The sequence below is a fragment of the Streptomyces sp. NPDC093018 genome, from assembly GCF_040684035.1.
Lineage (GTDB): Bacteria > Actinomycetota > Actinomycetes > Streptomycetales > Streptomycetaceae > Streptomyces > Streptomyces murinus.
The window spans coordinates 81,648-93,441 of sequence record NZ_JBFBFF010000006.1 but is presented as its reverse complement, the minus strand read 5'-3'; the positions used below and the strand labels follow the sequence as shown (position 1 = coordinate 93,441).

Sequence of the window (11,794 nt, the reverse complement as noted above, 5' to 3'; positions counted from 1 at the left end):
ACGGCCCGACCCACCACCACGGCCCGACGGAGCGATGATGTCCCAGGCCTTGCAGGCCCTTCCCCACCGCCATGTGCTCACCCTGCCCGCCGTACCCAAGGCGGTCCGGGTCGCGCGGGAGACCGCGGAAGAGGCCCTCGTGGAGTGGGGCATCGGGCTGCGCCACCGTGCCGTGGACCCGGCGCTGCTGATCATCAGCGAGCTGGTCACCAACAGCGTCCGGCACGCGGCCCATGTCTCCCCCGAGGTCACCGTCATCTACGCGGCCGCCCACGACTGTTTCGCCTTCGCCGTGCACGACCGCCACCCCCACAAGCCGCATCTGCGCACCGCGCTCGCCGGACCCGGGGGCCTGGCCACCGTGATGGAACTGGTCCTCGGCCTGGGCGGCACCGCGGTGGTCCGCGCGGACGCCGACGGCGAGGGCAAGAGCATCTGGATCACCCTGCCCCTGTAGAACCACCGGGCCCCACTCCCCCACCGGCCCTCCTCCCCGCACAAGGAAGCTGCCCCCGCATGACCATCGACTGGCGCTACACCATCGAGCAGGACCTCGGGGTCCTCTCCGTCGCCGGCTACCTCGGCCCGGACGCCGTACGCCGTTTCAACGGCGCCATCGGCTGGGTCGTCGCGCGCGGCACCGGGCCGGTCGTGCTCGATCTGACCGAGCTGCGCAACTGGTCCGCGGAGGGCCAGGTCGCCATCATCGAGGCGGCCCGGCTGCTCGCCGCCTCCGGCCGGGGCCTGGAGCTGGCCGCGATACCCGCCGACGGCTCGCTGGTCCCGGCGGGCGAGGGCCCCGACATCCCGGTCCACTGCGATCTGGCCGCGGCCCGCGCCGCGCACGGCCGGGGCCCGCGGACGCCGGACGACGACCGCCAGGAGTGGCGGACGGACGGCTGGCCCACCTCCTGACCTGCGTACGATCCCCTTTTCGACTTACCGCACGACCCCCTGTCGAACCCACCGCGAAAGAGTTCCAAGAGCGACAACCTCCCCGCCTGCCCCGCCTGCTCGGGCACGTTCACCTATGAGATGGGCGCGCTGCTCGTCTGCCCCGAGTGCGGCCACGAGTGGTCGGCGTCCTCGGACACCGCCGCCGAGGAGGGCCGGGTGATCCGGGACTCGGTCGGCAATGTGCTCGCCGACGGCGACACCGTGACCGTGGTCAAGGCGCTGAAGGTCAAGGGCAGCCCGTCCGGCATCAAGGCGGGCACGAAGGTGCGCAACATCCGGCTCGTGGACGGTGTGGACGGCCATGACATCGACTGCAAGATCGATGGATTCGGCGCGATGCAGCTGAAGTCCAGCGTGGTCAAGAAGGCCTGAGCGAGCGCGAGCACGCGGTCGCCGGGATGCTGCGGGCGGCGCAGGAGGAGGCCGGGCCCTCCTAGCCGGTCCCTCCTGGCCCGGCCCGACGGCCTGCTCCGGGTCTGGTTCTCCCGACGGAACCCCCATACAGCGGCAAAGACTGCTGAAACCAGGCAAAACGCCGGGAAAGCCGCGTAACTCAAGCCACTCCTCTCCCTGTTGGGCCCCGTGAAAGCCCTCACCAGCAGCCGGGAGAGGTTCATGGGCCTGTTGCGCAAGATCCGGACCACCGGGCGGGTCGCGGAGCCCGCCCCACCCCGCCCGGACGGACAACCCCTCGAAGCAGCACGGCAGTTGGGCGGCTCGGCGCAGGTGCGCTGCGTGGACGCGGGCTCCTGCAACGGCTGCGAGATCGAGATCGCCGCCGCCTTCAACCCGGTGTACGACGCCGAGCGCTACGGCGCCCGACTGGTGGCCTCGCCCCGGCACGCGGACGTCGCCCTGGTGACCGGGCCCGTGACCCGGAACATGGCGGAGCCGCTGCGCCGCACGGTGGCCGCGATGGCCGAGCCCCGGCTGGTGGTCGCGGTCGGCGACTGCGCCCTCGACTGCGGGGAGTTCGCCGGCGGGTACGGCGTCGAGGGCGCGGTCGGCGATGTCGTACCGGTGGATCTGGCGGTGCCCGGGTGCCCGCCGGAGCCGGCGGCGATCGTGGCCGCGCTGCGCCGGGTGACCGGCCGGTGAACGTGCTCCCGGCCGCCCTGACGACGGCCACCGCACTGGGCGGCGCGGGCACACTCGCGGCGCTCGTGCTGCCGTACCGGGCACGGATCGTGGCCGTCGGCGTGCTGACCTGCGGCATCGGGGCGAGCGGCGCGGTCGCGGGCGTGGCCGCGCTGGGCGGCGCCCGCTGGACAGCCGTACTGCCCGCACTGCTCCCGCTGACCGGGACGCGGCTGGCGGTGGACGCGCTGGCGGGGCTGTTCATGGCCGTCGCGGGCACGGTCGTGGCCGCCGTCGGGGTGTACGGCATCGGGTACGCGGCCGGGCACGGTCCGCACGGGATCGGCTCGCGGACCGCGCAGGCGGTGCTGCCGCTGTTCGCGCTGACCCTCGTCCTGGTCCCGGTGGCCGCCTCGGTCTCGACGTTCCTGGCGCTGTGGGAGCTGATGGCGCTGGCTTCCCTGTCGCTGGTGCTCACCGAGCACGCCGAGCGGCGGACGGTACGGCAGGCCGGTCTCTGGTACGCGGTGCTGACCCATCTCGGACTCGCCCTGCTGCTCGCCGGGTTCGCGCTGTTCGCGGCCGGGGCGCACGGGGAGACGTTCACCGCGCTGCGCACCGGCGCCCACCTCCTCTCCCCCGCCACCCGCGGACTGGTCTTCGTGCTGGTGGCGGCGGCGTTCGCGTCGAAGGCGGGCGCGGTACCGCTGCACGCCTGGCTGCCCAGGGCGCATCCCGAAGCACCCAGTCCCGTCTCGGCGTTGATGAGCGCCGCCATGGTCAACCTCGGTGTCTACGGCCTGGTGCGCACCGGCCTCGACCTGCTGGGCGGCGGCCCCGCCTGGTGGTGGCTGTGGCTGCTGGCCCTCGGCGGGCTGAGTGCCGTGCACGGCATCCTCCAGGCCGCGATGGCCTCCGATCTCAAGCGGCTGCTGGCGTACTCGACCAGCGAGAACATGGGGCTCGTCCTCGTCGGGGTGGGCGCGTGCGGGCTGTTCGCGGCCGGTGGGGAGCGGCCGCTGGCCGCGCTGGCACTCGCCGCGGCGCTGCTGCATCTCGTCAACCACGCCGCCTTCAAGGCCCTGTTGTTCTGCGCGGCCGGGTCCGTGCTGCGCGCCACGGGACTGCGGGACCTGGACCGGCTGGGCGGGCTGCGCCCCCGGATGCCGGTCACGACCGCCTGCTTCGCGCTGGCCGCGCTCGGCGCCATGGCGCTGCCGCCCGGCAACGGGTTCATCGGCGAGTGGCTGCTGCTCCAGTCCCTGATCCACGGCATGAAGGTGCCCGGGGTCGCGGTCGCCCTCGTACTGCCGCTGTCCGTGGGGCTGATCGCGCTGTCGGCGGGGATCGCCGCCGCCGTGTTCGTGAAGGCGCTCGGGGTCGGCTTCTTCGCCCGGCCCCGCGACGCACGGGCCGCCGCGGCGCGCGAGGCACCGCCGCCGATGCTCGCCGGGATGGCCCTGCTCGCGGCGGTCACGGTGGGGCTCGCGGTGCTGCCGGGACTGCTCGGTGACGGCCTCGACCGGGTGGTGGGCGCGGTCGGGCTGCCCGGCGCGGGCGCGCTGACCGGGGGCGGCCTCCGGGTGCGGCTGACCGGTGTGTCCGCCTCGCTCTCCCCGCTGTGGGTGGTGGCCGCCCTCACCGCCGCGTTCGCGCTCGCCACCGGGCTGCCCCGCCTCTACGGCCGCCGCAGGCGCCGCACGGGCGCCCGGCTGTGGGACTGCGGGGGCGGGGCGCCGACACCGCGCATGGCGTACACGGCGACCTCGTTCGCCGAGCCGTTGCAGCGGGTCTTCGACGAGGTGCTCGCCCCGGAGCAGGACGTGGCCGTCACCCCGGTGCGCGGTTCGGCGTACCTGGTGGAGCGGGTGCGGTTCCGGCGCCGGGTGCCCGACCGGATCGAACACCACCTGTACGAGCCGGTGTTGCGGGCGCTGGAGGGGACCGGCCGGGCGGCGCGGCGGCTCGCGGGCGGCAGTGTGCACGTCTATCTCGGCTATGGCTTCGCGGGACTCGTGGTCCTGCTCTCGGCGCTGGTGGTGGGCTGGTGAGGAACGCGCTCGGGTACGTGGCCGTCGTCGGCCAGGTCGTGGCCGTGGTGGCCGGGGCGCCGCTGCTGACCGGGTGGATGCGGCTGGTGCGGGCCCGCCTTGAGGGCCGGGCGGGGGCCGGGGTGCTGCAACCCTGGCGGGACGTGCGCAAGTTGCTGCACAAGGAGCCCGTCACCCCGGTCGGGACCGGGCCCGCCTTCCGGATCGCGCCCGCGCTGCTGGTCGCCACCACCGTGGTGGCCGCCGCGCTGGTGCCGCTGCTGTCCACCGCCACACCGGTGAGCGGGCACGCGGATCTCATCGTGGTGGTGGCGCTGTTCGCGCTGGGCACGCTCGCGCTCGCGCTCGCGGGCCTGGACACCGGCACCGCGTTCGGCGGGATGGGTGCCTCCCGGGAGATGACGGTCGCGGCGCTGGTCGAACCGACCATCCTGCTCTCGGTGTTCGCGCTGTCGCTACCGGCTGGGACCACCAACCTCCCGGCGATCGTCGCCGACGCCGTCGGACAGCCGGCCCGGTTCGCCTCGCCGGCCGGGCTGCTCGCCGTCGCCGCGCTCGCGGTCGCGGTGCTCGCCGAGACCGGCCGGATCCCGGTGGACAACCCCGCCACACACCTCGAACTCACCATGATCCACGAGGCGATGGTGCTGGAGTACGCGGGCCCCGACCTGGCGCTGGTCGAACTCGGGGCGCAGCTGCGGCTGGCGCTGCTGCTCGGGCTGCTGTCCTCGCTGTTCGTGCCCTGGGGCATCGCCACCGGCGCCTCCTGGGCGGCGCTGGCCGCGGCCCCGGTGCTGTGCGCGGTGAAGGTGGCCGTGCTGGGCGCGCTGCTCGCGGCGGCCGAGGTGTGCTGGGCGAAGGTACGGCTGTTCCGGGTGCCCGAACTCCTCGCCGGTTCCTTCCTGTTGGCGCTGCTCTCGGTGTCCGCGTCGTACTTCCTGAACGGAGCGTCATGAGCAGCGGTCTGTACCCGCGTCTCCTCGATCTGGCCTGCGGGGTCTTTCTGCTGGCGGCCGTGCTGGTGCTCTGGCGGCGCGAACTCGCCGCGATCATCCGGGTGTTCGCCCTCCAGGGGGCGGCTCTCACGGTCCTCGCCGTCCTGCTCGGGGCGCACGAGGGCCGGTGGGACCTGGTCGGGGTGGGCCTCGGCGTCGGACTGCTGCGGGCGGGCCTCCTGCCGTACCTGATGCGGCGCGCGCTGGCCGCGCTGTCCGCGGGCCGGGGCGGCGACGAGGTCCGCGAGACCCGGCCGCTGGTCAATGTGGCGGCCTCGCTGCTGACCGCGGCCCTGCTCACCCTGCTCGCCTACGCGGTGTCCCGGCCGCTGACCCTGCTCGATCCGACCCCGGCCACCCGGGCGCTGCCGGTGGGGCTCGCCGTCGTACTGATCGGGTTCTTCGTGCTGGTGACCCGGCGCCGGGCGCTCGCCCAGGTGGTCGGGTTCCTGCTGCTGGACAACGGCATCACCGCCACCGCCTTCCTCGCCACCTCCGGAGTGCCGCTCATCGTCGAACTGGGCGTCTCCTTCGATGTGTTGCTGGCGGTGCTGGTGCTGGAGATCCTCACCACCCGGATGCGGGCGGCCTTCGGCACGACCGACATCGACGACCTGCGGGAGCTGCACGACTGATGAACGCGACGCCGACCGCCGCCCTGCTCATCGCGCCCGCCGCCGTACCGCTGCTGGCCGCCGCCGCGTACGCGCTCACCCCGGTACGGGCGCCCCGACCGGTCCCGGCGCGGGTGCGGGTACGGCAGCCCGTAGGAGTGGGGGCGCACACGGGCGCGGCGGATCCGCTCCCCGGCCGGGACACGGGGGTGCTCGCCGGTCGTGACACGGGGGAGCTGCCCGGCCGGGGCGCCGGTGAGCTGCCCGGCCGGGGCGCCGGTGAGCTGCCCGGCCGGGGCGCCGGTGAGCTGCCCGGCCGGGGCCGGGGGATGCTGCCCGGCCAGGCCGCCGAGGCACCGGACGGCGGCCTCCTCGGCACGCCTCCGAGGTCCCCGGGCGCCACCCCCGGCTCCCCGGGACGGCAGCCCGCCACCTGGGCCGGACTCGTCTCCCCGCTGGCGATCCTCCTCTGTGGGTGCCTCCTCGCCGTCCGGGTCCCCCGTACGGGTCCGCTGACCGCCTGCTCCGGGCTGCTGCGGGCGGACGCCCTCAGTGTCTGGATGCTGCTGGTGGTGGGCGCCGTGGCGCTGATCGCGTGCGGGTCGGGGCCCGCGTACCTGGCGGGCGAGCGGGCCGCGGGGCGGGCGAGCCGCCGTACCGCCTGGCGGTACCAGGTGCTGGTGCAGGCGTTCCTGGCCGCGATGTGCCTGGCCGTGGTGACCGCGAACCTCGGGGTGCTGTGGGTGGCGGTGGAGGCCACCACCATCGTCACGGCGTTCCTGGTGGGCCACCGCCGCACCCGCACCTCGGTGGAGGCCGCGTGGAAGTACGTGGTGATCTGCTCGGCGGGCATCGCGCTCGCCTTCCTCGGCACCGTGCTGATCTACTACGCGGCCCGGCAGGCGGGCGTCGCCGAGTCCTGGGCGCTGGACTGGCCCACGCTGGTGGCCCACGCCGGCCGCCTCGACCCGGGGGTCACCCGGCTCGGCGTCACCCTGGTCGTCCTCGGCTTCGGCGCCAAGGCGGGCCTGGTCCCGCTGCACGCCTGGCTGCCGGACGCGCACAGCCAGGCGCCCGCGCCGGTGTCCGCGCTGATGTCGGGGGTGCTGCTGTCCGTGGCGTTCTCGGCGATCCTGCGCTACCGGGTCATCGCGGACGCCGCCCTCGGCGCCGGTTTCACCCGGGTGCTGCTGGCCGGGATCGCCCTGCTCACCCTGGCGCTCGCCGCCGCTCTGCTGCTGGCCCAGCGCGACCACAAGCGGATGCTGGCCTACTCCAGCATGGAGCACATGAGCCTGATCGCCCTGGCCACGGCGGTCGGAGGCCCGCTCGCCCTGTCGGCGGCGCTGCTGCACATCGCCGGGCACGGCCTGGCCAAGTCGGCCGGGTTCTGTGCCGCGGGCCGGATCCTCCAGCTGACCGGCACCTCGCGCATCGGCCGGATCCGGGGGCTGCTCGGCCGGGCACCGCTGCTGGGCGGGGTGTTCGGCTGCGCGGTGGCGGCGCTGCTGGGCTTCCCGCCGTTCGGTCTCTTCGCCTCCGAACTCGGCATCGCCCGCGCGGGTTTCGCCGCCGGTACCGGTTTCGCCCTGGTGACGGCGGCGGCCCTGCTGCTGGTGCTCACCGCCTTCGCGGCGCTCGCCGCCCGCACCGCCCATATGCTGCTCGGCCCGGCACCCGACAGTCCAACGAGCCATTCCCGTAAGGGTACTTGGCCCCTGCTGCTCGCCCTGGTCGCCTGTGCGGTCCTGGGCACCACGACCGGACCCCTCACCGGCCTGCTGCGCGCCGCCGCCGGCGCGATCGGAGGGCGCTGACCCCATGCGCACCACGGAAATCCTCGCCCTGTCCCAACTCCCGCTCCGCGCATCCGAGTTGCTGACGGGCGGTCATCGGCTCGCGCTGGTCGCCGCCCATCACGACAAGCTCGGCATCCGTGTGGTGTACCTGTTCGTCGCCGGACCGCCCGACACCCGTACCGAACTTCATGTGCTGCTCGATCCCGACCGCCCCGAGCTGCCGACGCTGGCCCATCTCTCGTACCCCGCGGGCCGGTTCGAGCGGGAGATGCGGGACCTGTTCGGCGTCGTACCGCTCGGGCATCCGCTGCCGCGCCGACTGGTACGGCACTTCCACTGGCCGCGCGGCTGGTATCCGATGCGCCCGGACGCCGGGCCCCCGCCGCCCTTCGGGGAGCAGGAGGGGCCGTACCCCTTCCTGGAGGTCGAGGGCGACGGGGTGTACGAGATCCCGGTCGGGCCGGTGCACGCGGGGCTGATCGAGCCGGGCCACTTCCGGTTCTCCGTGGTCGGCGAGACCATCCTCCGGCTCAAGGCCCGCCTGTGGTTCGTGCACAAGGGCGTGGAGAAGCTGTTCCAGGGCCGCACCGTCGCGGCCGGGCTGCCGCTGGCCGAGCGGATCAGCGGCGACACGGCCGTCGGCCACGCCCTCGCGTACTGCCTCGCCGTCGAGGAGGCGACCGGCGCCGAGGTACCCGACGAGGCCCGGCGCGCCCGTGCCCTGCTCCTCGAACTGGAGCGGGTCCACAACCATGTGGCCGACCTCGGCATGCTCTGCAACGACGTCGGCCACGGCATCCTCAACGCCCACGCCCAGCGGGTCCGCGAACAACTGCTGCGCCTCAACCGGGAGATCACCGGCCATCGGCTGCTGCGCGGCGGCATCGTCCCCGGCGGCGCGGCCCTGCGCTCCGTGCCGGAGGTACGACGGCTCAAGGCGATCGGGGAGGACATCCGCGAGCTCACCGGCCTCGCCCTCGGCCACTCCACGGTCCGCGACCGCTTCACCGGCACCGCCGTGCTGCCCGCCGACGCCGCCCGGGAGATCGGCTGCCTCGGCTATGTGGCCCGCGCCAGCGGCCTGGCCTACGACGCCCGCCGCGCGCATCCGTTCCTCGACCACTGCGCGCCGAAGGGCGCCGTCCGCGGCGGCGGCGATGTACTGGCCCGCTTCCTGGTGCGGGCCGAGGAGATCGACGTCTCCCTCGCGATGATCGGGCACTTCGCCGAGGAACTCGCCGGTCCGGTCACCGCGTTGGGCGCGCCACCGGTGCCGGGGACGGGGCCCCGCAGCGGGGTGGGCCTGGTGGAGGGCTGGCGCGGCACCATCGCCACCCGGGTCGAACTCGGCCCGGACGGCACGCTGCGCCGGGTCAAGCCCGTCGACCCGTCCTTCTTCAACTGGCCCGCGCTGCCGGTCGCGTTGACCGACACGATCGTGCCGGACTTCCCGCTGACCAACAAGAGCTTCAATCTGTCGTACGCGGGCAACGACCTGTGAGCCCGCAGGTCCCGGGCGCCTCGGCGGACCGGACGCCGCGGTGCTCGGCGCCGCGCGGCCACAGCACCTCCACATCGACGCCGTGGCTGCGCGCGTAGGCCACCAAGTGGGCGGTCGCGTCACCGCCGTTGGAGGGTGAGCCGTCCCAGACGGCCAGCACCCGGGCGCAGGAGCGGACCAGGGCCTCGTCGGCGCCGATGCAGGAGGCGCGGTCCCCGGGGTCGTACTCGACCAGGCGCACCATCTGCGACAGCAGCAGCAGTTCACCGGCCGCCTTGCGGTCCGGTTCGGCGACGTAGGCGGGCACGCCGCTGCGGGACGGCAGTACGGTCACCAGGGCCAGCCCCGCCCTGCGCGCGGCCCGCCCGAACGCCACGGGCAGGCCCTTGCCCGCCCTGACCAGCCCGGCGCGGCCACCGCGGGCGCGGTCGGTCAGCCGCGAGCGCAGCTCCTCCTCCAGGAGGGCCAGCGTCGGCACGGTGAGATCCGGATGTCCGACGACGGCGATCACTCCTGACATTCCCTTCCTCGCATGCGCTGATCATCGTCATGCGCGGGCGCCGGGCACAGGGGCCTGTCGGCAGAGATTCCGGGGCCGAACGGCCCATGGACGGCGGTGTCCGCGATGCGCCGGGCACAGGTGTGCGAGGCATGCGGCGAGACCCGGTGATTCGGCCGGTTTCATGGCCCCGGAACGATCTGTGCGGTAGTTTGAGACGCAGGTCACACCCGCCACACATGCATAGACGCATCCGTGGTGATCAGGGGAGGTTCTGGTTGACCCCGGCACAGCTGCGGGCGTTCTCGGCGACCGTTCGGCTCGGCTCCGTGAAGGCAGCGGCGGCGGACCTCGCGGTGACCGAGGCCGCCGTCTCGCTGCACATCGCCCATCTGCGCCGGGAGCTCGGCGACAAGCTGTTCACGCGCACGGGCAGCGGGCTGGCGTTCACCCCGGGCGGGCTGCGGCTCGCCAGCCGCGCGGCGCAGATGCTGGGCCTTCAGGACCAGACCGTGCTGGAGGTGCAGCAGGCCGGATCCGGGCGGCGGCTGCTGCGGGTCGCCACTTCCAGCCTGTTCGCCGAGTACGCGGCGCCCGGCTTGATCGAACTGTTCGCGGGGCGGGCCGACGATCTCGACGTGGAACTGAGCGTGCACGATCCGCAGCGCTTCCCGCTGCTGCTGTCGGAGCGGGCGGTGGACGTGGCCATCGGGCCCCGGCCGGCCACCGTGGACGCCTCGATGAGCTGTACGCACTTCCTCAACTACCAGATGATCGCGGTCGTCGGCGCCACCCATCCGCTCGCCGCCCGCACCGGGCCCGCCGGGGTCGCGGAGCTGCGCGAGCAGACCTGGCTGCTCGGGCCCTCGGCGGTGGGCCGGGCCGGGATAGTGCCGTCGGTGCTGCGGCGGCTCCAGATCCCCGAGGACCATCAGCGGATCTTCCAGAGCCACACCGCGGCGGTGGACGAGGCGAAGCACGGCACCGGGGTGGCGCTCGCGGTGACGTTCGCGGTCAGCAAGGACCTCGCCGACGGCGACCTCCGGCAGCTCGGCGGCCCCCAGCTGCCCGCGCGCGGCTCCTGGAACCTCCTCACCCTCGGCGACCGCGAGGCCCCGCCCGCCGCCGCCGAACTCCGCCGCTTCGTCACCAACCCGCGCGCCACCCAGGCCATGCTGCGCGGCGCGGGGGTCACGGCGGGCCGGTTCCGTCCGGCGATCCATGTGACGCTGTGGAGCTGAGCCGCGGCGTCACCGCTGCGGTTCGATCAGGATCTTTCCGCTTCTGTGCCCGGCGGCGGGGTCCTGGAGATGCTCGGCGAGTGCGCTGAGCCCGACCCGGCGGGACACGGCCGTGCGCAGAAGGCCGCGGCGCAGCTGCTCGAAGACCGGGGCGAACAGCTCGGGCAGCTGCCACCGCCCGTCCCCGTGGACGGTGTCACGCAACCGAAACAACTCCACGCGCGGGCCCCCGGGTCCGGTGAAGCACCTCGCGGGCAGCGGTGTTCCCGACAGCAGGCCGTAGTGGACGAACACGCCGTCGCCCGAGGTGAGCGCGCACACGTCCGCGCTCACCTCGCCGCCGACGCAGTCGTAGGCCACATCGATCCCCCGGGGCCCGGTCAGCGCCCGCAGACGTGCGCGCCATCCGGGCTCGTCCGTCCGGAGCACGGCCCGCCACCGGGACGGATCGGCGACCGTCCGCCCCGGCGTTCCGCGTACGACCCCGATCGGCGCGACACCGCGCGCGGTGAGGAGTTCCGCCAGCTGCCCGCCGATGACCGATGTCGCCGCCGTGACCACCACCTGGCGCACCCCCGGCCGGCAGAACCGCTCGACCATGGTCACGGCGGTCAGGGGGTTGATGTAGGCGAAGCAGGCGACGTCGTCGGGAAGATCGTCCGGGACCGGGACGCACCAGGAGTGGTCGAGCCGCTTGTACTGCTGCCAGGCCCCCGCGGAACCCAGCGGAAGCACCCGGCGGCCCAGCACCGCGGCGGGCACCCCCGGTCCGGCCGCCTCGATCACACCGACGCCGTCGAACCCCGGGACCAGCGGGAACGACGTCCGAGTCCCGTAGGCGCCCGAGACGGTGACCTCGTCGGAAGGATGGACAGTCGACGCGATCATCCGCACCACGACCTCGCCCGCGCCGGGAACCGGGGGCCCGGCCACCTCGCGTACGGCCAGGACATCGGCGAGGCGACCGGGCGAGTCGACGACGGCGGCCAGCATCGACGGCCTCCCTTCCCTGTGCGTGCCGGAACGATCCAGAACGTCCGATCCTATGAACGCCGAGGAT

General features: G+C 74.2%; 12 protein-coding genes. 10 read left to right on the top strand and 2 right to left on the bottom strand.

What is annotated here, in order from left to right; all coding sequences use genetic code 11:
- The first annotated feature begins 37 nt into the window (after positions 1-37).
- The 9 genes from AB0N90_RS16365 (at position 38) to AB0N90_RS16325 (ending at position 8,994) form a co-directional block, all read left to right on the top strand.
- A complete protein-coding gene (locus AB0N90_RS16365; RefSeq protein ID WP_365196928.1) occupies positions 38-457 on the top strand; it encodes an ATP-binding protein in 420 nt (139 codons plus the stop codon).
- A 59-nt stretch (positions 458-516) separates the two neighbouring features.
- The gene (locus AB0N90_RS16360; protein WP_361673229.1) at positions 517-915 is read left to right on the top strand and encodes an anti-sigma factor antagonist; all 399 of its coding nucleotides are present in this window, start codon (positions 517-519) and stop codon (positions 913-915) included.
- 39 nt (positions 916-954) lie between these two features.
- A complete protein-coding gene (locus AB0N90_RS16355; protein ID WP_365197368.1) occupies positions 955-1,329 on the top strand; it encodes a zinc ribbon domain-containing protein YjdM in 375 nt (124 codons plus the stop codon).
- A 243-nt stretch (positions 1,330-1,572) separates the two neighbouring features.
- The gene (locus AB0N90_RS16350) at positions 1,573-2,055 is read left to right on the top strand and encodes an oxidoreductase (RefSeq protein WP_365196925.1); all 483 of its coding nucleotides are present in this window, start codon (positions 1,573-1,575) and stop codon (positions 2,053-2,055) included.
- Positions 2,052-4,085, top strand: coding sequence for a proton-conducting transporter membrane subunit (locus AB0N90_RS16345; RefSeq protein WP_365196923.1), 2,034 nt, complete (start codon positions 2,052-2,054; stop codon positions 4,083-4,085). The genes AB0N90_RS16350 and AB0N90_RS16345 overlap by 4 nt, the downstream gene beginning before the upstream one ends.
- A complete protein-coding gene (locus AB0N90_RS16340) occupies positions 4,082-5,041 on the top strand; it encodes an NADH-quinone oxidoreductase subunit H (protein ID WP_365196920.1) in 960 nt (319 codons plus the stop codon). The genes AB0N90_RS16345 and AB0N90_RS16340 overlap by 4 nt, the downstream gene beginning before the upstream one ends.
- Positions 5,038-5,715 (top strand): hypothetical protein, encoded by a 678-nt coding sequence (locus AB0N90_RS16335; RefSeq protein ID WP_365196917.1) that lies wholly within the window; start codon positions 5,038-5,040, stop codon positions 5,713-5,715. The genes AB0N90_RS16340 and AB0N90_RS16335 overlap by 4 nt, the downstream gene beginning before the upstream one ends.
- On the top strand, positions 5,715-7,511 hold the full coding sequence (locus tag AB0N90_RS16330) for a proton-conducting transporter membrane subunit (protein WP_365196914.1): 1,797 nt from the start codon (positions 5,715-5,717) through the stop codon (positions 7,509-7,511). The genes AB0N90_RS16335 and AB0N90_RS16330 overlap by 1 nt, the downstream gene beginning before the upstream one ends.
- Before the next feature lie 4 nt (positions 7,512-7,515).
- Positions 7,516-8,994, top strand: a complete 1,479-nt coding sequence (locus AB0N90_RS16325; protein WP_365196912.1) for an NADH-quinone oxidoreductase subunit C — start codon at positions 7,516-7,518, stop codon at positions 8,992-8,994.
- Here the strand turns inward: AB0N90_RS16325 and AB0N90_RS16320 are convergent.
- On the bottom strand, positions 8,963-9,505 hold the full coding sequence (locus AB0N90_RS16320; RefSeq protein ID WP_365197367.1) for a hypothetical protein: 543 nt from the start codon (positions 9,503-9,505) through the stop codon (positions 8,963-8,965). The genes AB0N90_RS16325 and AB0N90_RS16320 overlap by 32 nt on opposite strands.
- A gap of 266 nt (positions 9,506-9,771) precedes the next feature.
- Here AB0N90_RS16320 and AB0N90_RS16315 point away from each other — a divergent pair, with 266 nt between their 5' ends.
- On the top strand, positions 9,772-10,734 hold the full coding sequence (locus AB0N90_RS16315) for a LysR family transcriptional regulator (RefSeq protein ID WP_365196909.1): 963 nt from the start codon (positions 9,772-9,774) through the stop codon (positions 10,732-10,734).
- A gap of 9 nt (positions 10,735-10,743) precedes the next feature.
- On the opposite strand, the gene AB0N90_RS16310 is transcribed toward AB0N90_RS16315, so the two are convergent.
- Positions 10,744-11,727: a zinc-dependent alcohol dehydrogenase family protein gene (locus tag AB0N90_RS16310; protein ID WP_365196906.1), complete on the bottom strand. Its 984-nt coding sequence runs from the start codon at positions 11,725-11,727 to the stop codon at positions 10,744-10,746.
- Positions 11,728-11,794 lie beyond the last annotated feature (67 nt).

Bases quoted from the DNA above. Each gene is read 5' to 3' on its own strand.
- AB0N90_RS16365 (WP_365196928.1), top strand. From the start codon at position 38: ATGTCCCAGGCCTTGCAGGCCCTTCCCCACCGCCATGTGCTCACCCTG.
- AB0N90_RS16360 (WP_361673229.1), top strand. From the start codon at position 517: ATGACCATCGACTGGCGCTACACCATCGAGCAGGACCTCGGGGTCCTC.
- AB0N90_RS16350 (WP_365196925.1), top strand. From the start codon at position 1,573: ATGGGCCTGTTGCGCAAGATCCGGACCACCGGGCGGGTCGCGGAGCCC.
- AB0N90_RS16335 (WP_365196917.1), top strand. From the start codon at position 5,038: ATGAGCAGCGGTCTGTACCCGCGTCTCCTCGATCTGGCCTGCGGGGTC.
- AB0N90_RS16330 (WP_365196914.1), top strand. From the start codon at position 5,715: ATGAACGCGACGCCGACCGCCGCCCTGCTCATCGCGCCCGCCGCCGTA.
- AB0N90_RS16325 (WP_365196912.1), top strand. From the start codon at position 7,516: ATGCGCACCACGGAAATCCTCGCCCTGTCCCAACTCCCGCTCCGCGCA.
- AB0N90_RS16310 (WP_365196906.1), bottom strand. From the start codon at position 11,727: ATGCTGGCCGCCGTCGTCGACTCGCCCGGTCGCCTCGCCGATGTCCTG.